Raw genomic sequence first — 26,600 nt, 5'->3', positions numbered from 1 at the left:
GAGTTGGAGAAGAAGCGCAAGGCGGAAGAAAAGGCGCGCAAGAAGCAGGAGGCGAAGTCGCACAAGGGCGAGGGCGGGGAGGACGCGCCGGCGCTCGATGAGGATTCCGGGGAAGAGACGCAGCAGGAACACGATCCGGCTTGACCGGTGATCATGCTGCTTGGTGGGCACGGGGGCTGCGCGAACGCCGGCATTATTCAAACGTTACGCGTGGGCACAGGGTGCCCACCTTACGGCAGGCCATTCGTAAGGGTGGGCTCCCCGAGCCCACGCGTTACGCCAACATATCGCAAACGTTAGGCCGTAACCTCTTCCTCGTGGCCGCGCTTGTACCAGGCGGCCACGCGCTTGCCGAGGCTGTCGAGGTAGGTGTACGCCACCGGCACGACGACGAGCGTGAGCAGGGTCGACGTGATCACGCCGCCGATCACGGCGCGGCCCATCGGCGCCTGCGTTTCGCCGCCTTCGCCCATGCCGATCGCCATCGGCAGCATGCCGAAGATCATCGCCAGCGTCGTCATCAGGATCGGGCGCAGGCGCACCTGGCCCGCTTCCATCAGTGCGTCGAATTGCGCGCGGCCTCCGCGCTGGCCGTGGTTGGCGAAGTCCACCAGCAGGATCGCGTTCTTCGTCACGAGGCCCATCAGCATCACGACGCCGATGATCGAAAAGATGTTCAGCGTCGTCTTCGTCACGAGCAGGGCGACCAGTACGCCGATCAGCGACAGCGGCAGCGACACCATGATCGCGATCGGCTGCAGGAAACTGCCGAACTGCGACGCCAGCACGAGGTAGATGAAGACCACGGCGATGCCCAGGGCGACGCCGAAGCCGGCCATCGTTTCGTCCATCTGCTGGGCGTCGCCGCCGACGTCGAAGCGCACGCCGTCCGGCAGCTGCATGGCCTTCATCGCCTTGTTCACCTCACCCATCACGTCACCCAGCGGACGGCCTTCGAGGCCCGCGAAGACCGCCACGCGGCGCTGCAGGGCCTGGCGCTTGAGCATCTGCGGGCTCGTGGACGGGATGAATTGCACGACCTGGCGCAGCGGCACCATGATCGGGTTGCCCAGCGCATCCACTTTCGACGATGCCACCGACAGGTCGGCCAGGTCGGCCACCTTTTCGCGGCCCGACTTCGGCAGCTGCACGTTGACTTCGTAGTTCTGGCCGTCCGGCGCGAGCCAGCGGTTGGTCTGGTCGCCGGCGACGAACGGACGCAGTGCCGTGCCGATCTGCTGCACGGTGAGCCCGAGGTCGGACGCCAGCTCGTGGTTGATCTTGACGATGGTGGCGGGATTCGCGCCTTCCTGGCTGTACTCGATGTCGGCCACGCCGCGGATCTTGCGCATCTTGTCCATCAGCGTGTGGGCGACCGCGTCCAGCTTCGCTTCGTCATTGCCCAGGATGGCGATGTAGATCGGGCGCTGGYCCACCGTCAGCGAGATGCCGGCGATCTTTTCCAGGCGTTCGCGGATGACTTTCTCCATTTCCTGCTGCGAGCGGCGGTGCGTCTTGTGCACGTCGGTCAGCTTCAGGTGCACTTCCGAGTAATTGCGGCCTTCCCACGAACCGACGATGGTCGAGACGCTGTCGATCTCCTTGAACCCGGCCAGCGCCGCTTCGGCCTGGCGCAATTTCGCATCCGAGTATTCCAGGCTGGAGCCGATCGGCGTCTTCAGGCGCAGCTGGATGTKGCCGTCGTCGACCTGCGGCACGAATTCGCCGCCGATCTTCGGCACCAGCATCAGGCTGCCCGCGAACAGCACGACCGCCAGCAGCAGCGTGGATTTGCGCCAGGCCAGCGCCAGCGCCAGCACTTTCGCGTACACGTCGTGCAGCCACTCGATGCCGTGCTCGATGCGCGCCATCAGGCGGCCCAGCCACGGCACGTACCTGAAGCGGTCCTTGACCGGATCGGGCCACACGGACGACAGCATCGGGTCGAGCGTGAAGCTGACGAACAGCGACACCAGCACGGCGACGGCGACGGTGATCCCGAACTGCAGGAAGAAGCGGCCGATGATGCCCTTCATGAATGCGATCGGCACGAACACGGCGACGATGGCGAACGTCGTGGCCATCACGGCGACGCCGATCTCGTTGGTACCGTCTTCCGCGGCGCGCACGTGGTTCTTGCCCATGCCGAGGTGGCGCACGATGTTTTCGCGCACGACGATGGCGTCGTCGATCAGGAGGCCGATGCACAGCGACAGCGCCATCAAGGTGAGGAAGTTCAGCGTGAAGCCGAAGTACTTCATCGCGATGAAGCTGGCCAGCACCGAGATCGGCAGGGTGAGGCCCGTGATGATGGTGCTGCGCCACGAGTGCAGGAAGAAGAACACGATCACCATGGTCAGCATCGCGCCTTCCATGATGGTGTCCTTGACGTTGTCGAGCTGGCCCTGCACGTTCTTCGCCTTGTCGTCCAGGATGCGGAACTCGACGTCCTTCGGCAGCGTCCCCTTCATCGCTTCGATGGCGGCCTTGACGCCGGTGCCCACCTGCACGGTGTTGGCGTCCTGGATCTTCGCGATCTCCAGCGTGATGGCGCGCTCGCCGTTGACGCGCGAGATCGACTGTTCCTCGGCGGCGCCGTCGGAGATGTCGGCCACCTGGCTCAGGTAGATCGGGCCGCCCGTGCGGTTGGCGACGACGATGCGCTTGAAGTCGGCCGCTTCCTTCATCTTGCCTTCGACGCGCACGAGGTTCTCGCGTGCGCCGCGGCTGATGCGTCCGGCCGGCAGGTTGGCGTTGGTCGTCGTGATCGCGTTCATCACTTCGTCGATACCGACGTTCAGGCTGCGCAGCTGGTCCGGACGGATGTCGATCAGCACCTGGCGGTCCTGCTTGCCGTTGACGCGGACCTGCCCCACGCCGGCCACGGCCTGGATGCGCTTGACGATCACCTGGTCGGTCAGCATCGTCAGGTCGCGCAGGCTGCGCTCCTTCGACGTCAGCGCCACCAGGATCACGGGCTGCGTGTTCTCGCCTTCCTCGCGGAACACGACGGGTTCCTTCACTTCGCGCGGAAAGCCGCCGCGGACGGTGCTGATGCGGTCGCGCAGGTCCTGCACGGCGCGGTCCATGTCGACGGTCAGCTGGAATTCGATGCCGACGCCGGACCGGCCTTCCCACGACGTGGCGCGGATCGTCTTGATGCCGCCGACGGTGTTGGCCGCTTCCTCGAGCGGGCGGGTGACGTCGTTCTCGACCTGCTCGGGCGACGCGCCCGGGTACTGCGTCTCGATGAACACGGCCGGGATCTCGACGTTCGGCATGCTCTCGACGCCGAGGCCGCGGTACGCGAACAGGCCGAGGACCATCAGGCCCACCATCACCATCGTGGCGAAGACGGGATACTTGATACTGGTACGGGTGATCCACATGGCTCAGCCTTTCGCGTCCGGGAGCTTGACCTTGCTGCCCGGCTTGACGCCGTCCAGCGGCACGGCCAGCACGGTCATGCCGGCGTCGACGCCGTCGAGCGCTTCGACGACGCCCTCGTCCTGGTTGCGCAGGCCCAGCTTCACGGGCTGCGCCACGACCTTGCCGTCGTCGACGCGGTAGACGACGTCGCGGCCCTTGTCCTGGCGCACGGCGCCGAGCGGCAGCAGCGGATGCGGCGCCGACTTCTCGGTGACGACGGTGCCCTTGGCGAACATGCCGGCGCGCAGCAGGCCATCCGGGTTCGCCACGTCCACGTACACGATCATGGCGCGCGACCCCGTCTCCGTGGCCGGATTGATGCGCGCGACCTTGCCGGAGAAGCTGCGGCCATCGAAGCCGTCGACGCGGAACTGCACGTCCTGGCCGACGCGGATGCGCGGGATGTCGGAGGCCGGCACCTGGGCGTCGAGCGTCAGGTGCTTCAGGTCGACGATGGAAAACACGGGGCTGTCCGGGGCCAGCTTCTCGCCGGCCTGCGCGTGGCGTCTGCTCACGACGCCCGAGAGAGGCGCGTGGATCGTCGTGTCGGCCAGCGCGATGCGTGCCAGGTCCAGCTGGGCGCGCGCGGAATCGACGGCGGCCTGCGCGAGGTCGACGGCGTTAGCGGACGTGTCGTAGGCGTTCTGCGCGATGAAATTCTGCTTGAGCAGCGAGGCGCTGTTGGCGAGGTTCTTCTTCGCCAGCGCCAGGCGTGCCTGGGCATCGGCCAGCATGGCCTGCTGCTGCGCCACGCGGGCGCGCGCCTCGGCGGGATCGAGTTGCGCGATCACCTGGCCGGCTTTCACGTCCATGCCTTCCTGCACGGCGGTCGACAGCACGATGCCCGACACCTTCGACTTGACGGTGGCCTGCGACAGCGGTGTCAAGCTACCGGTGACCGGCAGCGTGACGGCCAGCGGACGCGCCTCGACGCGGGCAACGTCGCGCGGCGACAGCTCGTGCACCGGTTCCCTGGCTGCCGTCGGCGCCGGCGCCGCCTGGGCGGGCGCCGATGCGCGGTGGGTCAGCGCATACGTGCCGGCACCCGCCAGCGCGACGGCCAGCAGCGTCAGTGCGATGACCTTGGCGCGCCGGCGCGGCGCGGGGGGCTTGGTGGGCTGTTCGGCGGACAGCGGCAGGGACTCGATCTTCATGGTTGTTGTTCGACTTGTAGAGGGTGAGCGCGAGCGGAACGGGGAGCGCAAGTGCTCCGTCCTGCGGGGCAGGATGGAGCTCCCGGCGCATGAAAGCATGGTAGGTTTGGCCATGACGGACCGCTATCGGAATGCGACGAGCGGTGCAAAAGGCGCGCTGAAGTGCGAAAAATCCGGGGCGGACGTGTGTCCGGTTGGATGAACCGTTATCGGCGGCGCTTGGTGGGCACGATTCATTGGATTGATGCCCCCGGCATCAATCCCCCCCGGCCTCAAATGCCCTCCCTACGTGGATGAGCCTAGGTCAAATACACGGCCGTAGGGTGGGCTCCCCGAGCCCACCGGACATCAACCGTCGCCCGGCGGTGTTCCCGGCCGTTCGAACAGCCGTAACCTGGCGAGCACCTGCCCGTGGTCCGACGCCTCCGGCAACCCGAGATCGAGGTGATCGTTCAGGTACACGACATCGACGACTTCGCCCAGCGCCCCCGGCAGCGCCGCATTGAATTCCGCCGACACGAGGATGTGGTCGATGGTCGTGTGATAGCCATCATGCACGTTGGAAAAGCCGACATGGCGCAGATGGTCCTGGCGCCCCTGCAACTGGCAGGCATCGTAGAGGCGGTCGCCGCTGGGCGCGCCGATGCCCAGCACGATGCCGGTCGTGACCGCGTCGGCCACGTCGTTGAAGTCGCCCAGCACGATGCGCGGCCGGCGCTGCTCGTGCCCGATCTGGGTCAGCAGCACGCGCAGCGCGGCCGCTTCCGTGCCGCGCCGGATCAGCGAGCGCAGCGACGCCAGCGCGTACAGCTGCGGATCCTCGCCGCTGTCGCCCGCTCGGTAGTCGGGGCGGCGCGACTTCAGGTGCACGACCACCACGTCGACGACGATCTCCGGCGTCAGCTGGATCGCCGCGTGCAGCGGCGCGCGTGTAAAGCGTTCCGGATCGCGATTACCGGGCGGCATCGCGATCCCGGGCGGGAAATAGGGGAGTTGCCGGGGCGCGTCCGCCAGCGGCAGGCGCGAGGCGAGGGCGACGCTGGGYGTGAGCTTCTCGGCTTCCGGATCGGGATCGAAACCGACGTGCACGGCGTCGCGGAAGCGCCGCGTGCGCGACAACGCCTCGGCCAGTGCGGCCTGGGAGAACACTTCCTGGAAGCCGATCACGTCGGCGCCGAGCATGTCGATCTGGTGCGCGGTCCAGGCGATCTTCGCTTCGTATTCCTCGGGGGTACTCGGCTCCAGGTTGTCGTACAGCCTGGCGCCCGGCGGGGCGAGGTTACACACGTTGAAGGTGGCAAAGCGAATCTCTTGCTGCATAATAAGCAACTCCTCCGTTTGCATTTAGCGTAACACGCATGGCCAAGAAAGAGCATATCTCCGAAACCCCAGCAACACAGTTCCTGCGCAAGCATGGCGTCGTCTTTTCGGAGCACCCCTACGAATACGAGGAACATGGCGGTACGGCCGTGTCGTCGCGCGAACTGGGCGTGGAAGAACATGCCGTCGTCAAGACCCTCGTGATGCAGGACGAAGCGGCCAGGCCGCTCATCGTGCTCATGCATGGTGACTGTAAAGTGTCCACCAAGAACCTGGCGCGCGCCATCCCCTGTAAATCCGTCGAGCCGTGCAAGCCGGACGTCGCCCAGCGCCATTCGGGCTATATGGTCGGCGGCACGTCGCCGTTCGGCGTGCGCAAGGCGATGCCGGTCTATGTCGAGGAAAGCATCCTGCAGCTGGACAAGATCTATATCAATGGCGGACGGCGCGGCTTCCTCGTCGGGATCGCGCCGGGCGTGCTCGTCGACGTGCTGAAGGCCCGGCCCGTGCACTGCGCATTGGCCGACTGACCGGGCGACTGACTATCGCCGGGCTCGGCCGATGGTGTATATTCTTGCGCGCCAGATACTAGGCAGGATTAAGAAAGAGACTCATGTACACAATTCTGTTCACCATCGCAGCCTACCTGATCGGCTCGGTTTCCTTTGCCGTCGTCGCCAGCCGCCTGTTCGGCCTGGCCGACCCTCGCACCTACGGTTCGAAGAACCCGGGCGCCACCAACGTCCTGCGCTCGGGCAGCAAGAAGGCCGCGATCGCGACCCTCGTCGGTGACTGYGCCAAGGGCTGGCTGGCCGTCTGGCTGGCGATCCGCTTCGGCGAGCGTTTCGGCGTCGAGGACGGCGGCGTGGCGCTGGTGGCCATCGCTGTCTTCCTGGGGCACCTGTGGCCCGTGTTCTTTCGCTTCGTCGGCGGCAAGGGCGTGGCGACGGCGCTGGGCGTGCTGCTGGGCCTGAACGTCTGGCTGGGCGTGGCCACCCTGGCCACATGGCTCATCGTTGCCTACGCGTTCCGCTACTCGTCGCTGGYGGCGCTGGTGGCGGCGATCTTCGCGCCGTTCTATTACGGGCTGCTGTTCGGCGCCGACGAAAAGCTGTTTGCCGTCATCGCGATGAGCCTGCTGCTGCTGTACCGCCACAGCGGCAACATCAGCAACCTGATGGCCGGCAAAGAATCGCGCATCGGCAGCAAGTCCAAGGGAGCCGCGACCGCCAAGCCGGCGGTAAAGAAAAAGTAGTCGGGTTAAATTCGGGGTCAGAGCACATTTCCGTGCAATGGCCTCCGAGTACTTTTCCCTCCAAGATGGCGACGTGGTCTGGTATCTCGTCGTCGGTCCCGTCCCGTACGCCCGGCCATCGCTAATTGGCACGCTACCTTAGCGACATTTCTTTCAAAAGGGCTCTGACCCCGAATTTTGGTTTGCCGATTTTGTTTGGCGCGCTTCTCCCTTTCGTTCGATGTGTCACCATATGCCATCCGCTGCAAACATGATGTGGCGTCAGCAAACACAAAACAGGAAGGCGGTGTAAAAGTGAGTAAACAGATGAGAATCGACTTCGTGTCGGACGTGTCGTGTCCGTGGTGCGCGATCGGCCTGAAATCCCTCGAGCAGGCGCTGGAGCGGGTGGGCGCCGAGGTGACGGTCGACATGCATTTCCAGCCCTTCGAGCTGAATCCCGGGATGGTGCCGGAAGGGCAGGACATCTTCGAACACCTCACCGAGAAATACGGCGCCACGCCCGCCCAGCAGGAACAGTCGCGCGAGATGATCCGCGAGCGCGGTGCCGCGCTCGGCTTCACGTTCGACATGGGCAAGCGCGGCCGCATCTACAACACCTTCGACGCGCACCGCCTGCTGCACTGGGCGGAAGGGCAGGGGCGCCAGCGCGCGCTGAAGGAAAAGCTGTTCGAGGCGTATTTCACGCAGGGCGAGAACCCGGGCGCGCACGACGTGCTGCTACGCGTGGCGGGCGAGGTCGGTCTCGACGTGGAAGCCGCGCGCCAGGTGCTGGAATCGAACGCCTGTGCGGACGAGGTACGCCAGCTCGAGTACTACTGGCAGCGCGCCGGCATCCGTTCGGTGCCGGCCATCGTGATCAACCAGCGCCACCTGATCTCCGGCGGCCAGCCGCCCGAGGTGTTCGAGCAGGCGCTGCGCCAGATCGCGCAGCAGGACGAGGAACTCGAGCAGGACGAGGAACCGGCCGCGTAACAGCGGGCCGACGGTGCCGCGGCGGGGGACCGCGGCGCCCGCTCGGCTCAGGTCAGATCCAGCACGATCGGCTGGTGATCGGAAGCCGACGTCTCGGACTGCACGGTCATGTCGTCGACCCGCGCGGCGAGATCTTCCGTGACGAAGAAATAATCGTAGCACTCGGGCTTGTCCGGCCACTTGAAGCCGTGCAGGCCGGCCGTCGGGGCGCGCGGGATGTCGCCGTGGCGCACGCGCCAGGCGTCGACGAGGCCCAGCGTGCCTTCCGGCGCCGGAGCCAGCAGGGCCTGGTAATCCTCGGAATCGGGCGTGAAGTTGAAGTCGCCGCAGTAGACGGCCGTGCCGGGGCGGAAGCCCAGCTGGCACGGCGGCTCGAGCGCGGGGTCCGGCTGGTAGATGGCGGCGCGCGCGCACGCTTCCTCGTGCAGGTCGCGGATCCGCCGCACCTGCGCCCGCCGCTGCACGGGCGAGTAATACTCCAGATGCGTCGTCAGCACGCGCAGCTTGCCGCCCGGCGCTTCCAGCACGGTCTCGATCATCCCGCGCGGCATGCCGGCCGGTTGTTCCGGATCGACGGGCCAGGGCAGGATGTGGCGCTGCGCCTGGGTGATGCGGAATTTGGACAGCAGGATATTGCCGAACTGGCGGGGCAGGTTGTTGCGGTAGATTTCGCTCGGCGCCTGCTCGATCATGTGATAGCCGCCGAACGCACCGGCCAGCTGCTTGAACTGGCTGGCGCTGGCGCTGCCCTCCAGTTCGGGATGGTTGGCCGCCACTTCCTGCAGGCAGATCACATCGGGATTCAGCTTGCGCAACACATCGATGATTGCGTGGATGCGGATGCGCCCGTCCCTCCCACAGCCCCAGTGAATATTCCAGCAAACCACGCGCATTCGATACCTCCGTAAAACACAACTGCCAGAGTTTGCCATTCTTTGAGGAATGACGGTCACACGGTAGGATCGATGTCAAGGTAACAAGTTCACACCGGCGACACCGTCTGAACGAGGATAACGCGCCACGCCGGCGCACGCTGCACGGTTACGGACATCCGTGCGCCGTTGTCTGGCATGCACGTCCGCGCGGCCGCACGCAATCGGTGTGCGCCCCCGTTTATGTTGGTGCGCCGGCACGACATTGGTGCCGGCCGCGGTATTTTGCGGGCATGTAAACACATATTGATTCTTGGCACGGCAATTGCAGTATTGACGACAAGGGCGCCGGAGCTGGCCACTCCGCCCGCCGAACACGCTGTCCCTTTTTTCGTCTGTCGTCAACAAGGACCAACATGACCGATACAATCAATTCGACCCGCCGCCGCCTGCTGGCCGCCGGCGCCTCGGCCTCGCTCACCGGACTCATCTCCGGCGGGGTGTTCGCCGCCGGTTCCGACCAACCCGAGAAAACCGAAGTGAAGGTCGGCTTCATTCCGCTGACCGATTGCGCCTCCGTGGTGATGGCGTCGGTGCTCGGCTTCGACAAGAAATACGGCATCAAGATCATACCCAGCAAGGAATCGTCCTGGGCCAGCGTGCGCGACAAGCTGGTCAACGGCGAACTCGATGCCGCCCACGTGCTGTATGGCCTGATCTATGGCGTGCAGATGGGTATCGGCGGTCCGAAGAAGGACATGGCGGTGCTGATGAACCTGAACCACAACGGCCAGGCCATCACGCTGTCGAAGAAACTGGCCGACGCCCGCGCGGTGGACGGCCCGTCGCTGGCAAAAGTGATGAGCACGGACAAGCGCGAATACAGCTTCGCCCAGACCTTCCCGACCGGCACCCACGCGATGTGGCTGTACTACTGGCTCGCCAGCTACGGGATTAACCCGATGAAGGACGCCAAGGTGATCACCGTGCCGCCGCCGCAGATGGTGGCGAACATGCGGGTCGGGAACATGGACGGCTTCTGCGTGGGCGAACCGTGGAACCACCGCGCCATCGCCGACGGCGTGGGCATCACCGCCGCGACGACCCAGGACATCTGGAAGGACCATCCGGAAAAGACGCTCGGCACCTCGCTCGAGTGGGTCAAGAAATACCCGAACACGGCGCGCGCCCTGGTGGCTGCCGTGCTGGAAGCCAGCCGCTGGATCGACGCGAGCATGTCCAACAAGGTCAAAATGGCCGAGACGATCGCCGACAAATCCTACGTCAACACGTCGGTGGACGTGATCAACCAGCGCATCCTGGGCCGCTACCAGAACGGCCTGGGCAAGACCTGGGACGATCCGAACTACATGAAGTTCTACAACGACGGCACGGTCAACTTCCCGTACCTGTCGGACGGCATGTGGTTCATGACCCAGCACCGCCGCTGGGGCCTGCTCAAGTCCGACCCCGACTACCTGGCGGTGGCCTCGAGCGTCAACCAGGTCGCCCTGTACCGCGACGCGGCCGCCATGGCCAAGGTCGAGGTGCCGAAGTCGCCCATGCGTTCCACAAAGCTGATCGACGGCACCGTGTGGGACGGGAAGAACCCGGCCGCCTATGCCGCCTCGTTCAAGATCAAGGTGTGATCGGGAGAACATCATGAATACAGTCGTCAACTCCACTTCCAACGCACCCGCCAAGTCGGCGGCGCGTGCGTGGCGCGGTTTGGCACTGCGCGCGCCGAACGGCCGCGCCCTGTTGCTGGCGTTGCTGCCCCCGGTACTKGGACTGGGCATGCTGGTGTTGGTGTGGCAGCTCGTCTCGGCCAGCAACAGCAACTTCCCATCGCCGCTCGTCACGTGGGACGCGGCCGTCAAGCTGTTCGCCGACCCGTTCTACAGCAACGGGCCGAACGACCAGGGCATCGGCTGGAACATCCTGGCGTCGCTCAAGCGGGTGGCACTGGGCTTCGGCCTGGCCGCGGCGGCGGGCATCCCGCTCGGCTTCCTGATCGGCCGCTCGCGCTTCCTGGCCGGGATGTTCAATCCCATCGTCAGCCTGCTGCGCCCCGTGTCGCCGCTGGCCTGGCTGCCGATCGGCCTGCTGGTGTTCAAGGCCGCCAACCCGGCCGCCATCTGGGCGATCTTCATCTGCTCGATCTGGCCGATGATCATCAACACCGCCGTCGGCGTGCAGCGCGTGCCGCAGGACTACATGAACGTGGCGCGCGTGCTCAACTTGTCGGAGTGGAAGATCTTCACGAAGATCCTGCTGCCGTCGGTGCTGCCGTACATGCTGACCGGCGTGCGCCTGGCGATCGGCACGGCCTGGCTGGTGATCGTCGCCGCCGAGATGCTGACCGGCGGCGTGGGCATCGGCTTCTGGGTCTGGGACGAATGGAACAACCTGAACGTGCCCCATATCATCATCGCCATCGTCGTCATCGGCGTGGTCGGGCTGGCACTGGAACAGGCACTGGTCGCTTTGGCCCGCGCCGTCACCTATGAAGAATCGGGGAGCTGATCATGAGCGAGCAGAAATTCATCGAAGTGCAACAGGTCGAGATGCTGTTCGAGACCCGCAAGGGCCGTTTCCACGCCCTGACCGACGTCAACCTGAAGGTGGCGCGCGGCGAGTTCATCACGCTGATCGGCCACTCGGGCTGCGGCAAGTCGACCTTGCTGAATCTGCTGGCGGGCCTGACGCGTGCCACCGAGGGCGTGCTGATCTGCGCCGGCCGCGAGATCGCCGGACCGGCGCCGGAGCGCGCGGTGGTATTCCAGAACCATTCGCTGCTGCCCTGGCTGACTTGTTTCGAGAACGTCTACCTGGCCGTCGAACGCGTGTTCGGCACCCGCGAACCGAAGGAGAAGCTGCGCGCGCGCACGGCCGACGCGCTGGCGCTGGTGGGCCTGACGCACGCGGCGCAAAAGCGGCCCAGCGAGATCTCGGGCGGCATGAAGCAGCGGGTGGGCATCGCCCGCGCGCTGTCGATGGAGCCGAAAGTGCTGCTGATGGACGAGCCCTTCGGCGCCCTCGACGCGCTGACCCGCGCCCATTTGCAGGACGAACTGCTGCGCATCGTCGCCCAGACCGGCTCCACGGTCGTGATGGTCACSCACGACGTSGACGAGGCGGTWYTGCTGTCGGAYCGCATCGTGATGATGACCAACGGCCCGGCCGCGACCATCGGCGAGATCGTGGACGTGCGCCTGCCGCGGCCGCGCGACCGCGTYGCGCTGGCGCATGATCCGTTGTATAACGAGTATCGGACCCGGGTGCTGGAGTTCCTGTATCACCGCCAGGCAAGGCCGGTGAAGGAAGCGGCTTGAACGGATGAGGCATGGTGGGCACGGGGTGCCCACCCTACGATGCTGATTTGATGTGTGGTGATGTGGTTGCCGGATACGCAATCGGCCGTAGGGTGGGCACCCCCGTGCCCACCATGCATCAAATCAGGCCGGCTCGATCTCGTCCAGCGGCCAGCGCGGGCGCACGTTGAACGCGTAGTCGCGCTGCGCCGCGGCCGGATTGCGCTCCAGCCGAAGCGCGCCCGCGAACGCGATCATCGCGCCGTTATCCGTGCAGAATTCCAGTTCCGGGTAATAGACCTTGAAGCGCTTCTTCGCAGCGGCCTCGTTCAGCGACGCGCGCAGCTGGCGGTTGGCGCCCACGCCGCCGGCGATCACGAGGCGCTTCAGGCCCGTGTGCTTGAGGGCCAGCACGCATTTCGCCGTCAGCACGTCGACGATCGCATCGACGAAGCCGCGCGCGATGTTGGCCTTGTCCTGCTCGCACACGTTGGCGATGTCCGCACTGTGGTTCTTCACGACCGTCAGCACGGCCGTCTTGAGGCCGGAGAAGCTGAAGTTGAAATCCTTCGAGTGCAGCATCGGGCGCGGCAGCTTGTACGCTTCCGGATCGCCGAATTCCGCCAGGCGCGAGATCGCGGGGCCGCCCGGATAGCCGAGACCCAGCAGCTTGGCCGACTTGTCGAACGCTTCGCCGGCGGCGTCGTCCAGCGTCTCGCCCAGCAGGGTATAGCGGCCGACGCCATCCACGCGCATCAGCTGCGTGTGGCCGCCGGAGACGAGCAGGGCGACGAACGGGAATTCCGGCCGCTCGCTCGCGAGCAGCGGCGACAGCAGGTGACCCTCCAGGTGGTGCACGCCCAGCACGGGTTTGTCGAGCGCCAGCGCCAGGCTGCACGCGACCGACGACCCGACCAGCAGCGCGCCCGCGAGGCCGGGACCCTGCGTGTAGGCGATGGCATCGATGCGTTCCAGCGGCAGGTCGGCCTTCGCCAGCACCTGTTCCAGCAGCGGCAGCGCGCGCCGGATGTGGTCGCGCGACGCCAGCTCCGGCACCACGCCGCCATACTCTTCGTGCATCGCGACCTGCGAGTGCAGTGCGTGGGCCAGCAGGCCGCGCTCCGTGTCGTACAGAGCCAGGCCGGTTTCATCGCAGGAGGATTCGACGCCGAGGACAATCATGGGGCAAACAGGAACAGTATGAGGAAGACAAGAATGCCGCACGAGCGCGGCGCGCAATCCTCCATTGTACCGTAGGGGGGGCGGGGCGCGCAGCCGGCTCCGCCGCGACATGGATATCGCGGCGGCCTGTGAGCCGTCCACGCGTTCAACTGCGCCCGATCCGCCGGCGCCGTGCCTGGAGTCAGCCCCGCTGCAGCAATTCCTTGTGCGCGCTGCGCAGCATCGTCTCGGTGTCGTCCCAGGCGATGCAGCCGTCGGTGACGGAGCAGCCGTACTTCAGTTCCGACAGGTCGCTTGGAATCGGCTGGCTGCCGCTGACGATGTTCGACTCGATCATCACGCCCACGAGCGACTGGTTGCCGTGGCGGATCTGCTGGATCACGTCCGACATCACGAGCGGTTGCAGTTCCGGCTTTTTATAGCTGTTGGCGTGCGAGCAGTCGACGACGAGGTTCGCGGGCAGGCCGGCCTTCTTGAGGGCCTGCTCGGCGATCGCGACGGACACCGAGTCGTAGTTCGGACGGCCGCCGCCGCCGCGCAGCACGACGTGGCCATAGGCGTTGCCGCGCGTGCGCACGATCGAGACGGAGCCCTGGTCGTTGATGCCCAGGAAGGAGTGCGGGTTCGACGACGACAGCACGGCGTTGATGGCGATGCTGACGTCGCCGTCGGTGCCGTTCTTGAAGCCGACGGGCGTGGACAGGCCGGACGACATCTCGCGGTGCGTCTGCGATTCCGTCGTGCGCGCGCCGATGGCGGTCCAGGCGATCAGGTCGCCCAGGTATTGCGGCGAGATCGGGTCCAGGGCCTCGGTCGCGGTCGGCAGGCCCAGCTCGCACACGTCGAGCAGGAACTGGCGCGCGCGTTCCATGCCGACGTCGACGCGGAACGAGTCGTCCATGAACGGATCGTTGATATAGCCTTTCCAGCCGGTGGTCGTGCGCGGCTTTTCGAAATACACGCGCATCACGAGCACCATCGTGTCTTCCACTTCGGCCTGCAGCGCCTTCAGGCGGCGCGCATAGTCGAGGCCGGCGACCGGATCGTGGATCGAGCAGGGGCCGACGACGACGAACAGGCGCTTGTCCTTGCGGTCGAGGATGTTGCGCAGGGTCTCGCGACCCTTCATCACGGTGGTGAACGCCTTGTCCGTCAGCGGCAGCTTCTTGTGCAGCTCGACCGGGGAGGGCATGGTCGCGAACGAGGTGACGTTGGTATTTTCGATATCGGGCGTGATCAGCATGGCATGTCTTTACTTTCCGGAGGGATCGTTGAGTCTAGCCTGAAATCGCGCTTCCTGCATCCTCTTGCCCAAAAATGTCGCATCTGTGAGCCGCGCCGTCGCGATGGTATGCTGTCAGTATGGACACGACCAACGCACCCAAGAATCCCGATTCCTTTCCCGCAGCCCGCTTCATCAAGGAGATCGGCCGCGGCGTGAAAGGCGCGCGCAGCATGACGCGCGACGACGCCCGCCAGCTCTATGCCGCCATGCTCGACGGGCGGGTGTCCGACCTGGAACTGGGCGGCATCCTGCTCGCGATGCGCATCAAGGGCGAGTCCGTCGACGAGATCGCCGGCTTCATGGATGCCGCTGAAGCCTCGTTCGCGCCGCTGCCCGCGCCGCCCGGCGACTTCGCGCCCGTGCTGATCCCCAGCTACAACGGCGCGCGCAAGCTCGCCAACCTGACGCCGCTGCTGGCGCTGCTGCTCGCGCGCGAAGGCGTGCCCGTGCTCGTGCATGGCGTGCAGGAAGACCCGGGTCGCGTGACGACGGCCGAGATCTTCGCCGAGATGGGCATCGGCCCGAGCGGCGACACGTCCGAGATGCTGGACGCCTTCGCAGCCCGGCGTCCCTGCTTCATGCCCATCGAACGGCTGGCGCCGGAACTGGCGCACCAGCTGTCGCTGCGCCGCATCCTCGGCGTGCGCAATTCGACGCATACCATCGTCAAGATCCTGCAGCCGTTCGAGGGACCGGCGCTGCGCCTCGTGTCGTACACGCACCCGGAATACCTGGCGATGCTGACTGAATACTTCGAGGCGGCCGCCCCGCACGCCCGCGGCGACGCCTTCCTGATGCGCGGCACCGAGGGCGAGACCGTGGCGAACGCGAACCGCGCCCAGGAAATCAACTGGTTCCATGCCGGCCAGAAGACCATGCTGGTCGAGCGCGACGCCCCGACCGACGAGCCGGCCCCGGCGCCGGAAGGCCGCGACGCGGCCGCCACGGCCGACTGGATCACGCGCGCGCTGCGCGGTGAGCAGCCGGTGCCGCCGCCGATCGCGGCGCAGGTGGCGCAGTGCGTGCAGGTGGCGCGGGCGTTGCGCACGTAACGMAACATAACGCAAACGTCCGCGTGGGCACGGGGTGCCCACGCTGTTWGGGCACCCCGTGCCCGCCACACGCACGCCCTGCCGGTGACGTACAATCACGCCTTTTGCGCGTAACAAACACTGGCATGGCAAAACACTACGACGTGGCGATCATCGGCGCCGGCGCCGCCGGCATGATGTGCGCCGCCACCGCGGCCCAGCGCGGCAAGCGCGTCCTGCTGGTCGACCACGCCGCCAAGCTGGCCGAAAAAATCCGCATCTCCGGCGGCGGCCGCTGCAACTTCACCAACATCAACGCCGGTCCGCAGAATTTCCTGTCCGAGAACCCGCATTTCTGCCGCAGCGCACTGTCGCGCTACACGGCGCAGGATTTCCTCGCGCTCGTCAGGAAGCACCGTATCGGCTACCACGAAAAACATCGCGGCCAGCTGTTCTGCGACGACTCGTCCGAGCAGATCATCGCCATGCTGAAAGCCGAATGCGATGCGGGCGGGGTGCAGTGGCGCATGCCGTGCAAGGTGGCCAGCGTCACGAAGAACGCGGAAGGATTTCGCATCGATACGGACGGCGAACCCATCCTCGCGAACAACGTCGTGGTGGCAACGGGCGGCCTGTCGATCCCGAAGATCGGCGCCACCGACCTCGGTTACCGCATCGCGAAGCACTTCGACCTGAAGATCGTCGAGACGCGCCCGGGCCTCGTCCCGCTGACCTTCGACGGCCCCAKCTGGCAGCCATTCGTGCCGCTGGCCGGCATCGCGCTGGAAGTGGACGTGGAGACGGGGTCGAAAAAAGGAAAGAATGCCAAGTACGGCTATTTCCGCGAAGATCTGTTGTTCACGCACCGTGGCCTGTCCGGCCCCGCCATCCTGCAAATCTCCAGCTACTGGCAACCGGGCACGCCCATCATGCTGAACCTGTTGCCGGAAATGGATGTGGCGGACGAACTGATCGGCATGAAGACGACGGTCAAGAAGCAGTTGGGTAATGTTTTGTCGCAATGGCTGCCTGCGCGCCTGGCGGAAGGCCTCTTGATCGGCAATGGTTTTACGCCGGATGCGCGTCTGCCCGACATGGCGGATGCGAAATTGCGCAAGCTGGGCGATGCCATCAACCGCTGGGCCATCGTGCCGACCGGATCGGAAGGCTATAAAAAGGCCGAGGTGACGCTGGGTGGTGTGGATACGCGCGAACTGTCGCAGCAGACGATGATGGCGAGCAATATCCCAGGCCTGTATTTCATCGGCGAGACGGTCGACGTCACGGGCTGGCTCGGCGGCTACAATTTCCAATGGGCATGGGCATCAGGCGTCGCGGCGGGCAAGGCCATCGAGTGAATATCGCTGGCGTAGCCCGGCGTTGTGGCGATCTTGCACACTGATGAAAAACTTCGCACGGATCTTGAAAAGCTGTTAGAATTTCGTTCTTCCCTAAATCCAACGGTTTCATTTTTACATGACCACTATCCGCCTTAAAGAAAACGAGCCGTTCGAAGTCGCTATGCGTCGCTTCAAGCGCACTATCGAAAAAACCGGTCTGCTGACGGAACTGCGCGCACGCGAGTTCTACGAGAAGCCGACTGCAGAGCGCAAGCGCAAGCTGGCAGCTGCCGTGAAGCGTCACTACAAGCGCATCCGCAGCCAGCAACTGCCGAAGAAGCTGTACTGATTACATTCACGCCTTCCCCGGTGACGGCCAGATGCCAGTCCCGGCTTTGCAAGGCCTGAATTCGACGAAGCCCGCTCCGGTTGTGCCGCAGCGGGTTTTGCCTTTTGCCCCTATCGAACATCGAACGGAGTTTCCATGAGCTTGAAAGACCAAATCACCGACGACATGAAAGCCGCCATGCGCGCCAAGGAAAGCGAGCGCCTCGCCACCATCCGCCTGCTGATCGCCGAGATCAAGCGCAAGGAAGTGGACGAACGCATCGAACTGACCGATGCGCAGGTGCTGGCCGTCGTCGAGAAGATGATCAAGCAGCGCAAGGATTCGATCACGCAGTTCGAAAATGGTGGTCGTCAGGATCTGGCTGACAAGGAAAAGGCTGAGCTGACCGTGCTGTCGGCCTATATGCCGGCCGGCCTGTCCGACGAAGAAGTCGCCGCCGAAGTGGCGGCTGCGGTTGCCGCATCGGGCGCCGCCGGTCCGCAGGACATGGGCAAGGTGATGGGCATCCTGAAGCCGAAGCTGGCTGGTCGTGCCGACATGACGGCCGTCTCGGCCCTGGTCAAGAAAGCCCTCGCGGGCGCTTGACCGCGACACGCCGGCGGTGCTTGCACTGCCGGCGTCACATGGCTGCGGCATCGACACCACGGCCGTGTCTGTTTTTGATGCACCGGAGCGGCAACGCCATGTTGCATTGTTGCAAATCAACTTGTAACGAGCCCTGCGGTATAGTCTGACCTGAGACAAATACCTGTTAGATCAAGTGATTCCGCAATCATTCATTACCGACTTGCTCAACCGCGTTGACATCGTCGACGTGGTGGGCCGTTATGTGCAGCTGAAAAAGGGCGGCGCCAATTACATGGGGCTCTGTCCGTTTCACAACGAAAAATCCCCCAGCTTCACTGTCAGCCCGACCAAGCAGTTTTATCACTGCTTCGGCTGCGGCGCCCACGGCACCGCCATCGGCTTCATGATCGAATACTCGGGCATGGGTTTCGTCGATGCCGTCAAGGATCTCGCGCAAAGCGTGGGCATGATCGTGCCCCAGGCCGACGACAAGATTCCGCCGGCCCAGCGCGCCGCCCAGCAGGCGCAGACCTTGGCCCTGACGGATGCGCTGAACCAGGCCTGCGATTTCTACCGCGCCCAGCTGCGCACCGCGCCGAACGCCATCGCCTATCTGAAAGGCCGCGGCCTGACGGGCGAAGTGGCCGCTCGCTTCGGCCTCGGCTATGCGCCGGGCGGCTGGGACAATTTGCGCTCCGTGTTCCAGGACTATGATGCGCTGGCGCTCGTCGAGTCCGGCCTCGTCATCGACAAGGTGGACGAGGATGGCAACAATAAAAAGCGCTACGACCGTTTCCGTGAACGGATCATGTTCCCGATCCGAAACACCAAGGGGCAGGTGATCGGCTTCGGCGGCCGCGTGCTCGACGGTGGCGAACCGAAATACCTGAACTCGCCGGAAACCCCGCTGTTCCAGAAGGGGCACGAGTTGTACGGCCTGTTCGAAGCGCGCCAAGCCATCCGCGACGCCGGCTATGTGCTGGTGACGGAGGGTTACATGGACGTCGTCGCGCTGGCCCAGCTCGGCTTCCCGCAAGCCGTCGCCACGTTGGGCACGGCTTGCACCAGTACCCATGTGCAAAAGCTGCTGCGCCAGACCGATAACGTCATCTTCAGCTTCGACGGCGACAAGGCCGGTCGCCGCGCCGCCCGCCGCGCGCTGGAAGCGTGTCTGCCGCAAGTGACGGACAACAAGACGATCAAGTTCCTGTTCTTGCCGCAAGAACATGACCCGGACAGCTATGTGCGCGAATTCGGCGCGGAAGCATTCGCCCAGGAAATCAACGAAGCGATGCCGCTGTCGCAATTCCTGCTGCGCGAGGTGACGACGGAACACGACCTCGACACGCCGGAAGGCCGGGCGCGCGTCCAGTTCGACGCGAAGCCGCTGCTGCAGGCGATGACGCCGACGGCCCTGCGCCTGCAGATCGTGCGCGGGCTGGCGAACCTGACCGAGTCAACCCCGGCGGAGATCGAAGCGTTGTTCGAGTTGTCCAAGCCGGTTGCGGTGGCGAGAAAAGCACCGCCGCGGCAGGGCCGTCCGGAGCCGGTCGGCCTGGAATTGCAGATGTCGCGCATCCTCGTCGCGCATCCTGCGCTGGCACTGGGTCTGGACGAATCCGCCCTGCGCGCCTTCGACCACTTCGGCACCGAGCAGGCCGAACGCCTGCGCCAACTCGTGGCGATGGCGCAAGCGCTGGGGCCGAATGGTACGTTCGCCGCGTTGTCCGAGCAATTGAAGGAAGCGAGTTCGGAGTACGACAACCTGATCGCATCGATCGCGGTCGAACCCGAATCGGATGCCGACGCCGACCGTGTCTGGCTAACAAGTGCTGTGAGGCAAGTCAAGATGGACGTGCTGAAACAGGAGTTGAACCAGTTGTTTTCTTCCGGATTGACCCCAGATCAGGTAAGTGCCCGCTATCGTGAAATCACGGCTCAGCAGGACATCTTGGCCCGGGAGGCAGCCAACGAGACCCCTGCGAAATTCGCCTGATCGGGGCCCGTTGCCATGCCGGCGTTCTCAACTGGAAAGAACATGGGCGCGTGCTATAATAAAACGCTAACTATTGCAAGCTTTGATGCGATTTTTCGTGACAATCCGGGCGAGGTGTTTCAGTTAGCGGGGCAACAGATTCGTGCCTGCAGCGTGATGTAAGGTAACAAAACTTTATTTTTTAACCTAGTAAAGTGGTCGTTGTGACTTCGAAAGCGCCTGTGCCAACCAAGAAACCCGAATCCAAAGTGGCTACCAAATCCACCAGAATGTCCGCCAAAGCGGACAATTCGCAAGACAAGGCGGAAGCTCGCGTTGCGGGTGTTGCGCCTGTGAGCCAGACCACCGACGCGGAAGCCCTCGCCGCGATCGACACGTCGGGCTACGTGCTGCCGGCCGTCAAGGTGCCAGGCCGGCGTGGCCGCAAGCCCAAGGAATTCACGCCCGAGAACGACGAAGTCGCCGCACTGAACGCGGTCGAGCGCGCCGAGCTGAAAGCGGTCGACAAGGCCAAGGCCAAGGACCGCAAGGCCAAGGAAAAAGCGCTGCTGAAAGACGCATTCTCCTCGGACACGGAAGCGAGCGAAGAGGAACTGGAAATCCGCCGCCAGAAGCTCAAGGCCCTGATCAAGTCGGGCAAGGAGCGCGGCTTCCTCACGTATTCCGAAATCAACGACCACCTGCCGGACAATATCGTCGATCCCGAAGCGATCGAAGGCATCATCGGCACGTTCAACGACATGGGCATCGCCGTCTACGAGCACGCGCCCGATGCCGAAACGCTGCTGCTGTCCGATAACGTCGCCACCGTCACGAGCGACGACGAAGCCGAGGCCGCGGCCGAAGCGGCTTTGTCGACCGTCGACTCCGATTTCGGCCGCACCACCGACCCCGTCCGCATGTACATGCGCGAGATGGGTTCCGTCGAGCTGCTGACCCGCGAAGGCGAGATCGAGATCGCCAAACGCATCGAAGACGGCCTGCGCGACATGATCCAGGCGATCTCCGCCTGCCCGGTGACGATCGCCGAAATCATCGACGCGGCCCGCCGCATCGAGCAGGACGAAATCAAGATCGACGAAATCGTCGACGGCATGGTCGACTCGGACGAAGACGACGCCACGTCGCCGACGGCCGTCGCGCCGACGTCGACCGATTCCGACGATGACGAGGACGAAGACGAGGAAGAGGAAGAAGAGGAAGAGGAAGAAGAGGCGAGCGCAGGTTCGGGCGCGGCCGGCTATTCCGCCGAACAGCTCGAGCAGCTGAAGAACTCGGCCCTCGACAAATTCCGCGAAATCGAGCAGCAGTTCGACAGGATGCGCAAGGCGTACGAGAAGCAGGGCTATAACTCGGACGGCTACGTCAAGGCCCAGGAAGCGATCTCGAACGAACTGCTCGGCATCCGCTTCACCGCCAAGGTCGTCGAAAAGCTGTGCGACACCCTGCGCGGTCAGGTCGACGAAGTGCGCCACATCGAAAAGCAGATCCTCGACGTCGCCGTGAACCGCTGCGGCATGCCGCGCGCCCACTTCATCAAGGTCTTCCCGGGCAACGAGACGAACCTCGAGTGGGTCGACGGCGAAGTGAACGCCGGCCACGCCTACAGCGCCATCCTCGGCCGCAACATCCCGACGATCAAGGAACTGCAGCAACGCCTGATCGACCTGCAAGCCCGCGTCGTGCTGCCGCTGCCGGACCTGCGCAACATCAACCGCCAGATGGCGGCCGGTGAAATGAAAGCGCGCAAGGCCAAGCGCGAAATGACGGAGGCAAACTTGCGTCTCGTCATCTCGATCGCGAAGAAGTACACGAACCGCGGCCTGCAATTCCTCGACCTGATCCAGGAAGGCAATATCGGCCTGATGAAGGCGGTGGACAAATTCGAATACCGTCGCGGCTACAAGTTCTCGACGTATGCGACGTGGTGGATCCGCCAGGCCATTACCCGCTCGATCGCAGACCAGGCGCGCACGATCCGTATTCCGGTGCACATGATCGAAACGATCAACAAGATGAACCGGATCTCGCGCCAGATCCTGCAGGAGACGGGCGCAGAGCCGGATCCGGCCACCCTCGCGATCAAGATGGAGATGCCGGAAGACAAAATCCGGAAGATCATGAAGATCGCGAAAGAGCCGATTTCGATGGAAACGCCGATCGGCGACGACGACGATTCGCATCTGGGCGACTTTATCGAGGACAACAACACGCTGGCGCCTTCGGACGCGGCGTTGCACGCCTCGATGCGTGGCGTCGTCAAGGACGTGCTCGACTCGCTGACGCCGCGCGAAGCGAAAGTGCTGCGCATGCGCTTCGGCATCGAAATGTCGACGGACCATACGCTGGAAGAGGTCGGCAAGCAATTCGACGTCACGCGCGAACGCATCCGCCAGATCGAAGCGAAGGCACTGCGCAAGCTGCGCCACCCGTCGCGTTCCGACAAGCTGAAGAGTTTTCTCGAAGGCAGCGGCGGCTGAGACTTGACGTACCTACGCTAAGACAATATCCTCTCGCCACTTCGGACATTCAGGCGTTTGCAGCCTGGCATCCGCAAGTGGCGAGTTTTTAGCGTCCCCGATGTACCAGTTTCGGGCCTCTAGCTCATGCCTGGTTAGAGCAGCGGACTCATAAGTGCGCCGTGGATAGGGCGCACAAACGTTGTAACTTTAAGTTATGTCACAGGAGCAATTGTGACTAAAGCAGCGACTTACCTAATCGGGAAACCGAGAGGGGACTGCAGCATGTCGTGAAAAGGCAGGTGAGGAAGAATCTGTGCTTCCGAGAGGTCTGTCAGCTAGGCTGGACAAGGTGAAGGCTGTATTGCTTGAACCCGAATCCTACCGGGGTATGTGTCGCAACCGTCAGACACCACAGTTTTACGTCTGACGTCAGGAAGTCTAGGGTGGCGATTATGAACACCCTAGAAGCTCCCTCCTGACACGGGCTTCCGAGTTGGAAGGAACGGATGAAATGGGCACCTAAATCCAGAGCACGTTTGTGTGTTAACCACGGGATCGCCTAAGGGGAGTAATCCCTAAAAGGACACTCCTAAGCAACATCAGGTGTCCGGGCAATGGAAGATCTGGTAACAGGTCAACCAAAGTCGGCGACGGAGTTGTGATAGTACCTATGTAGTGGGAACAGTGGGCCTGTAGCTCAGGGGTTAGTAGCAGTCGACTCATAATCGATTGGTCGCAGGTTCAAATCCTGCCAGGCCTACCAATTACCCCTATATACGTCCTTGGTAATGCAAGGAGAAAGGGAAGCACAGCAGGTTGTACGCGCTTTCAATAGTAAAGGTTTACTCGGATGAGTAGCAACGACCTGGAAAGATTGGAAGTACTGCGCAAGAAGAACGCTGACCCTAGTTGGGTTAACGGGGACCTCTACCGTCTGATGTACAGGAAGGATCTGTATATAGTCGCGTATGAGAGGCTGAAAAGCTCCCCCGGAAACATGACCCCAGGTGCTGACGGGTCGACACTCGACGAGTTCTCGCTCGCGACGATAGATAACATCATCGCAAAAATGCGGACTGAAGCTTTTCAGTTCAGCAGAGCCCGTAGAGTGCACATCCCTAAGGCAAATGGCGGCAAACGGCCGCTCGGCATCGCATCCCCCAAAGACAAAGTAGTCCAAGAGGTCATGAGAATGATCCTCGATACGATCTATGAAAGTCCGTACGGGGCAAGCTTTGCAGACGCAAGTCATGGATTCAGACCTAACCGAGGTTGTCACACTGCGCTTAAGTCGATACGAGACAACTGGAGTGGAGTAGCGTGGATCGTTGAGGGTGACGTCAAAGCCGCTTTCGACAATATTGACCACGACCTCCTGATTGGATGCTTGAAGAAGCGGATTAGTGATACACGTTTCCTCAACCTGATCAGGAAGGCTCTTACAGCGGGCTACTATGAGTTCCGCACACCGGTAAACAGCGACATCGGAACACCACAAGGGTCCATCGTTTCCCCGATTCTGTGCAATATATTTTTGCATGAGCTAGACCAGTATATGGCCGAGTACATTGCAAAGACGGAGAAGGGAGAAAAACGTGGGAGAAACCTTGAAAGCATAAGGGCTTATAAGAGACTAGAGAAGGCTCGTCAAGAGATTGACAAGCTAGAACTGGGATCAGAAATGCGGGCCCTGAAGGCGAAAGAAGTTCGTGCGGCAAAACTGGCGAATATGAAGATTCCATCAGGAAGCAACGATGGCTCATTCATTAGGCTCAAGTATGTCAGGTACGCGGACTACTGGTGCGTAGGTGTCAACGGACCGAAGGCGCTTGCCGAGCTCATCCGTAATGAGGTCAAAGACTTCATGAAAGATAAGCTGGGACTCACGCTCAACATGGAGAAGACGCATATTCGTAACGCGAAGACCCAGGAGGCGTTTTTCCTAGGAACGCGCGTCAAGATCGGATCCACGACGCAGAAAGTGCAGAAGGTCATCCGAAACGGAAAAGCATTCGACAAGCGAGTGACAGGCTGGCTTCCACAATTGTGGGCACCAGTTGGCAAGCTGATAGAGAAGCTTCATGACAAGGGGTTTTGCAGCCGAGAAGGGGAGCCACTGCCGAAAAATGCATGGGCTCTGCTGGACGACGATCAAATCGTCTCGATCTACGGATCGGTGTTAAGAGGGTTATTGAACTACTACAGTTTTGCGGATAATTACGTAAAGCTGCACAGGGTCCAATACGTTCTGAAATATTCAGCAGCACTAACCTTGGCAAAGAAACACCGGCTCTCGTTGAAACAGGTTTTCCGAAAGCATGGGGATAGCTTGGCGGTGTTCAAGCAGAACAGTAAGGGTAAGAGCTATGGGGTAAGCATGCCGATCGTCACAGATTGGTCACGCCATCCTTCACGGTTTATGATCGGCGACCTGCCATCACCAGATGCTGTTCTAAGAAGACATTCGCGAATGCGAACTCGAAGTAAGCTCGGGGAATCGTGCGTTATATGTGGTTCGGATGATGGCGTACAGATGCATCACGTCAGACATGTCCGGAAGTTGGGAGATAAGCCCCCGCAGGGTTTTACGAAGCTGCTCGCTACATTGAACCGGAAACAGATACCCGCCTGCGGGTCCTGTCATGGGAAGATACACGCAGGCATCTACGACGGGATTAGGCTGATCGACTTACACAACCCGTTTGTGGCGGCAAGATGACGGCGCAGCAGGACAACTGGAGAGCGCAATGCTTGGAAACTTGCACGTTGCGTTCGGAGGAAGGCGGTTGGTTTCCTACAATGCGCGGCTAATCGCCACGCGTTGAAAGGGGCTGTCCGCCCATCCTACTCCGTTGGTGCCCGGTTCGACTCCGGGGAGGCCTACCAATACAATTTGTTTTTTGAAATCAAGCTCTTACGAGAAATCGTGAGGGCTTTTTTTCTTTTTTAGGAAGCAAAGGTTGCGTCAAAAACTGCCCTTTGCCGGAAAACTGCCGAATGGAATGATTCGAGCCAAGCGTTCCTTTGACGATTGGAGAATCACTGATGGCATATATCAAGATCGGGGCTGTGCTTGCAGAGAGGTAAGCGTCGACCCAGCACCGTGTAGACACCCGATAGCGCGCCACGCAACATAGCCCCCACTATTTTTTAGCGGGGACTATCTTGGCGGGTGAAGCAGAACAAAAGAAGCGTCGGCGCAGCACGAACTATCCGCTGGAGTTCAAGCGACAGCTGGCGCAGCAGGCGTGCGACGAGTCGGTGTCGGTAGCCCAGCTGGCGATGCGGCACGGGCTGAACACGAACATGGTGTTTCGCTGGCGACGCCAGTTGCGTGCCGGTTTGCTGGGCACGACGACGACGCAGTTTCTGCCGGTCGCGTTGACGGCCGAGCGGGAAGAACTTCTTCGCATTGGCGGTGCGGGCACCATCGAAATTCAGTTGGGCCAGGCCACGGTCTGCATTCGCGGCACGCCCGATCCGGCGACACTGGCACTGGTGTTGCAAGGGTTGCATCCATGATTGGACTGCCCGCCGGTACGCGCATCTGGCTGGCCGCCGGCGTGACCGACATGCGCTCGGGCTTCAACGGCCTGGCCGCAAAAGTGGAAACGGCCTTGCAGGAAGACCCGTACAGTGGCCATGTGTTCGTGTTCCGTGGCAGGCGCGGCGACCTGGTAAAAGTGCTGTGGTGGACCGGCGACGGGCTGTGCCTGCTGTGCAAACGGCTCGAGCGCGGGCGCTTCATCTGGCCGCAAGCCAGCGAGGGGACGGTAACGATGACGCAAGCCCAGCTCTCGATGCTGCTGGAGGGGATCGACTGGCGGCGCCCCGAGCGCACCTGGCGCCCGCAGTCGGCCTTGTAAACGTGGGCTGACCCGCGTAAACTGGGCCGCATGCCCGACGCCTCCCACCTGCCCGACGATATCGACGCCTTGAAAGCGATGCTGCTGGCACGTGAGGCGGCGTTGCAGGCCAGCGAAGCGCGCGTGGCGCACCTGTCGGCCGAACTATCGACGCGTACCGCCGAGATCGAGCATTTGAAGCTGGTGCTGGCCAAGCTCAAGCG

Annotated in this window: 21 protein-coding genes, 1 tRNA gene and 1 pseudogene; 17 read left to right on the top strand and 6 right to left on the bottom strand. The window is 63.0% G+C overall.

Annotated features, from left to right (window positions below):
* Positions 1-296: 296 nt before the first annotated feature.
* From AC1DYX_RS09835 to AC1DYX_RS09825, 3 genes are all read right to left on the bottom strand, one after another.
* A complete protein-coding gene (locus AC1DYX_RS09835; protein WP_477258631.1) occupies positions 297-3,389 on the bottom strand; it encodes an efflux RND transporter permease subunit in 3,093 nt (1,030 codons plus the stop codon).
* 3 nt (positions 3,390-3,392) lie between these two features.
* The gene (locus AC1DYX_RS09830) at positions 3,393-4,583 is read right to left on the bottom strand and encodes an efflux RND transporter periplasmic adaptor subunit (protein ID WP_477258630.1); all 1,191 of its coding nucleotides are present in this window, start codon (positions 4,581-4,583) and stop codon (positions 3,393-3,395) included.
* A 348-nt stretch (positions 4,584-4,931) separates the two neighbouring features.
* Positions 4,932-5,903, bottom strand: coding sequence for an endonuclease/exonuclease/phosphatase family protein (locus tag AC1DYX_RS09825; RefSeq protein WP_477258629.1), 972 nt, complete (start codon positions 5,901-5,903; stop codon positions 4,932-4,934).
* 38 nt (positions 5,904-5,941) lie between these two features.
* Between AC1DYX_RS09825 and ybaK the strand changes: the two genes are divergently transcribed.
* The 3 genes from ybaK (at position 5,942) to AC1DYX_RS09810 (ending at position 8,133) form a co-directional block, all read left to right on the top strand.
* Positions 5,942-6,433, top strand: coding sequence for a Cys-tRNA(Pro) deacylase (gene ybaK / locus AC1DYX_RS09820; protein ID WP_477258628.1), 492 nt, complete (start codon positions 5,942-5,944; stop codon positions 6,431-6,433).
* Positions 6,434-6,516: 83 nt separating this feature from the next.
* Entirely contained in the window at positions 6,517-7,158 is a 642-nt protein-coding gene (gene plsY / locus AC1DYX_RS09815; protein WP_477258627.1) for a glycerol-3-phosphate 1-O-acyltransferase PlsY, read from the top strand.
* A gap of 306 nt (positions 7,159-7,464) precedes the next feature.
* A complete protein-coding gene (locus AC1DYX_RS09810; RefSeq protein ID WP_477258626.1) occupies positions 7,465-8,133 on the top strand; it encodes a DsbA family oxidoreductase in 669 nt (222 codons plus the stop codon).
* Between the two features lie 47 nt (positions 8,134-8,180).
* Here AC1DYX_RS09810 and AC1DYX_RS09805 read toward each other — a convergent pair whose 3' ends face one another.
* Positions 8,181-9,026 carry an endonuclease/exonuclease/phosphatase family protein gene (locus tag AC1DYX_RS09805; RefSeq protein ID WP_477258625.1) on the bottom strand — a complete coding sequence of 282 codons (846 nt, stop codon included), beginning with the start codon at positions 9,024-9,026 and terminating at the stop codon, positions 8,181-8,183.
* Between the two features lie 395 nt (positions 9,027-9,421).
* Here AC1DYX_RS09805 and AC1DYX_RS09800 point away from each other — a divergent pair, with 395 nt between their 5' ends.
* Genes AC1DYX_RS09800 through AC1DYX_RS09790 form a run of 3 tightly spaced genes read left to right on the top strand, consistent with a single transcriptional unit; the run spans position 9,422 to position 12,340 of the window.
* On the top strand, positions 9,422-10,654 hold the full coding sequence (locus AC1DYX_RS09800; RefSeq protein ID WP_477258624.1) for a CmpA/NrtA family ABC transporter substrate-binding protein: 1,233 nt from the start codon (positions 9,422-9,424) through the stop codon (positions 10,652-10,654).
* 13 nt (positions 10,655-10,667) lie between these two features.
* The gene (gene ntrB / locus AC1DYX_RS09795) at positions 10,668-11,531 is read left to right on the top strand and encodes a nitrate ABC transporter permease (RefSeq protein WP_477258623.1); all 864 of its coding nucleotides are present in this window, start codon (positions 10,668-10,670) and stop codon (positions 11,529-11,531) included.
* Positions 11,532-11,533: 2 nt separating this feature from the next.
* Positions 11,534-12,340, top strand: coding sequence for an ABC transporter ATP-binding protein (locus tag AC1DYX_RS09790; protein ID WP_477258622.1), 807 nt, complete (start codon positions 11,534-11,536; stop codon positions 12,338-12,340).
* A 123-nt stretch (positions 12,341-12,463) separates the two neighbouring features.
* On the opposite strand, the gene tsaD is transcribed toward AC1DYX_RS09790, so the two are convergent.
* Both tsaD and AC1DYX_RS09780 read right to left on the bottom strand, forming a co-directional pair.
* A complete protein-coding gene (tsaD, locus tag AC1DYX_RS09785; RefSeq protein ID WP_477258621.1) occupies positions 12,464-13,501 on the bottom strand; it encodes a tRNA (adenosine(37)-N6)-threonylcarbamoyltransferase complex transferase subunit TsaD in 1,038 nt (345 codons plus the stop codon).
* Positions 13,502-13,682: 181 nt separating this feature from the next.
* A complete protein-coding gene (locus AC1DYX_RS09780) occupies positions 13,683-14,741 on the bottom strand; it encodes a 3-deoxy-7-phosphoheptulonate synthase (RefSeq protein ID WP_477258632.1) in 1,059 nt (352 codons plus the stop codon).
* Positions 14,742-14,863: 122 nt separating this feature from the next.
* On the opposite strand from AC1DYX_RS09780, the gene ybiB reads away from it, so the two are divergent.
* From ybiB to AC1DYX_RS09725, 11 genes and pseudogenes are all read left to right on the top strand, one after another.
* Entirely contained in the window at positions 14,864-15,838 is a 975-nt protein-coding gene (gene ybiB, locus AC1DYX_RS09775) for a DNA-binding protein YbiB (RefSeq protein ID WP_477258620.1), read from the top strand.
* Between the two features lie 125 nt (positions 15,839-15,963).
* Positions 15,964-17,175 (top strand): BaiN/RdsA family NAD(P)/FAD-dependent oxidoreductase, encoded by a 1,212-nt coding sequence (locus tag AC1DYX_RS09770; RefSeq protein ID WP_477258619.1) that lies wholly within the window; start codon positions 15,964-15,966, stop codon positions 17,173-17,175.
* A gap of 118 nt (positions 17,176-17,293) precedes the next feature.
* Entirely contained in the window at positions 17,294-17,506 is a 213-nt protein-coding gene (rpsU, locus tag AC1DYX_RS09765) for a 30S ribosomal protein S21 (RefSeq protein ID WP_005665410.1), read from the top strand.
* Between the two features lie 135 nt (positions 17,507-17,641).
* Complete coding sequence (locus AC1DYX_RS09760; RefSeq protein WP_477258618.1) at positions 17,642-18,091, top strand: GatB/YqeY domain-containing protein; 450 nt, start codon at positions 17,642-17,644, stop codon at positions 18,089-18,091.
* A 175-nt stretch (positions 18,092-18,266) separates the two neighbouring features.
* Positions 18,267-20,069: a DNA primase gene (gene dnaG / locus AC1DYX_RS09755; protein WP_477258617.1), complete on the top strand. Its 1,803-nt coding sequence runs from the start codon at positions 18,267-18,269 to the stop codon at positions 20,067-20,069.
* 269 nt (positions 20,070-20,338) lie between these two features.
* On the top strand, positions 20,339-22,549 hold the full coding sequence (rpoD, locus tag AC1DYX_RS09750; protein ID WP_477258616.1) for an RNA polymerase sigma factor RpoD: 2,211 nt from the start codon (positions 20,339-20,341) through the stop codon (positions 22,547-22,549).
* Between the two features lie 668 nt (positions 22,550-23,217).
* Positions 23,218-23,294: transfer RNA gene (locus tag AC1DYX_RS09745), tRNA-Ile, on the top strand.
* Between the two features lie 87 nt (positions 23,295-23,381).
* Positions 23,382-25,250, top strand: a complete 1,869-nt coding sequence (locus AC1DYX_RS09740; protein ID WP_477258615.1) for a reverse transcriptase/maturase family protein — start codon at positions 23,382-23,384, stop codon at positions 25,248-25,250.
* Positions 25,251-25,696: 446 nt separating this feature from the next.
* Positions 25,697-26,053, top strand: a complete 357-nt coding sequence (gene tnpA / locus AC1DYX_RS09735; protein WP_477258614.1) for an IS66-like element accessory protein TnpA — start codon at positions 25,697-25,699, stop codon at positions 26,051-26,053.
* Positions 26,050-26,397: an IS66 family insertion sequence element accessory protein TnpB gene (gene tnpB, locus AC1DYX_RS09730; protein WP_477258613.1), complete on the top strand. Its 348-nt coding sequence runs from the start codon at positions 26,050-26,052 to the stop codon at positions 26,395-26,397. The genes tnpA and tnpB overlap by 4 nt, the downstream gene beginning before the upstream one ends.
* Before the next feature lie 30 nt (positions 26,398-26,427).
* Positions 26,428-26,600: pseudogene (locus tag AC1DYX_RS09725) on the top strand (IS66 family transposase); the annotation flags it as partial.

This window comes from Massilia sp. P2_C2, assembly GCF_056404615.1.
The sequence above is the reverse complement of the archived record's forward strand: the minus strand, read 5'-3'. Positions and strand labels throughout refer to the sequence as shown.

Coding starts and splice junctions, on each gene's coding strand:
- AC1DYX_RS09830 (WP_477258630.1), bottom strand. CDS start 4,583: ATGAAGATCGAGTCCCTGCCGCTGTCCGCCGAACAGCCCACCAAGCCC.
- ybaK (WP_477258628.1), top strand. CDS start 5,942: ATGGCCAAGAAAGAGCATATCTCCGAAACCCCAGCAACACAGTTCCTG.
- AC1DYX_RS09810 (WP_477258626.1), top strand. CDS start 7,465: ATGAGAATCGACTTCGTGTCGGACGTGTCGTGTCCGTGGTGCGCGATC.
- AC1DYX_RS09805 (WP_477258625.1), bottom strand. CDS start 9,026: ATGCGCGTGGTTTGCTGGAATATTCACTGGGGCTGTGGGAGGGACGGG.
- AC1DYX_RS09800 (WP_477258624.1), top strand. CDS start 9,422: ATGACCGATACAATCAATTCGACCCGCCGCCGCCTGCTGGCCGCCGGC.
- tsaD (WP_477258621.1), bottom strand. CDS start 13,501: ATGATTGTCCTCGGCGTCGAATCCTCCTGCGATGAAACCGGCCTGGCT.
- ybiB (WP_477258620.1), top strand. CDS start 14,864: ATGGACACGACCAACGCACCCAAGAATCCCGATTCCTTTCCCGCAGCC.
- rpsU (WP_005665410.1), top strand. CDS start 17,294: ATGACCACTATCCGCCTTAAAGAAAACGAGCCGTTCGAAGTCGCTATG.
- AC1DYX_RS09760 (WP_477258618.1), top strand. CDS start 17,642: ATGAGCTTGAAAGACCAAATCACCGACGACATGAAAGCCGCCATGCGC.
- rpoD (WP_477258616.1), top strand. CDS start 20,339: ATGTCCGCCAAAGCGGACAATTCGCAAGACAAGGCGGAAGCTCGCGTT.
- AC1DYX_RS09740 (WP_477258615.1), top strand. CDS start 23,382: ATGAGTAGCAACGACCTGGAAAGATTGGAAGTACTGCGCAAGAAGAAC.
- tnpB (WP_477258613.1), top strand. CDS start 26,050: ATGATTGGACTGCCCGCCGGTACGCGCATCTGGCTGGCCGCCGGCGTG.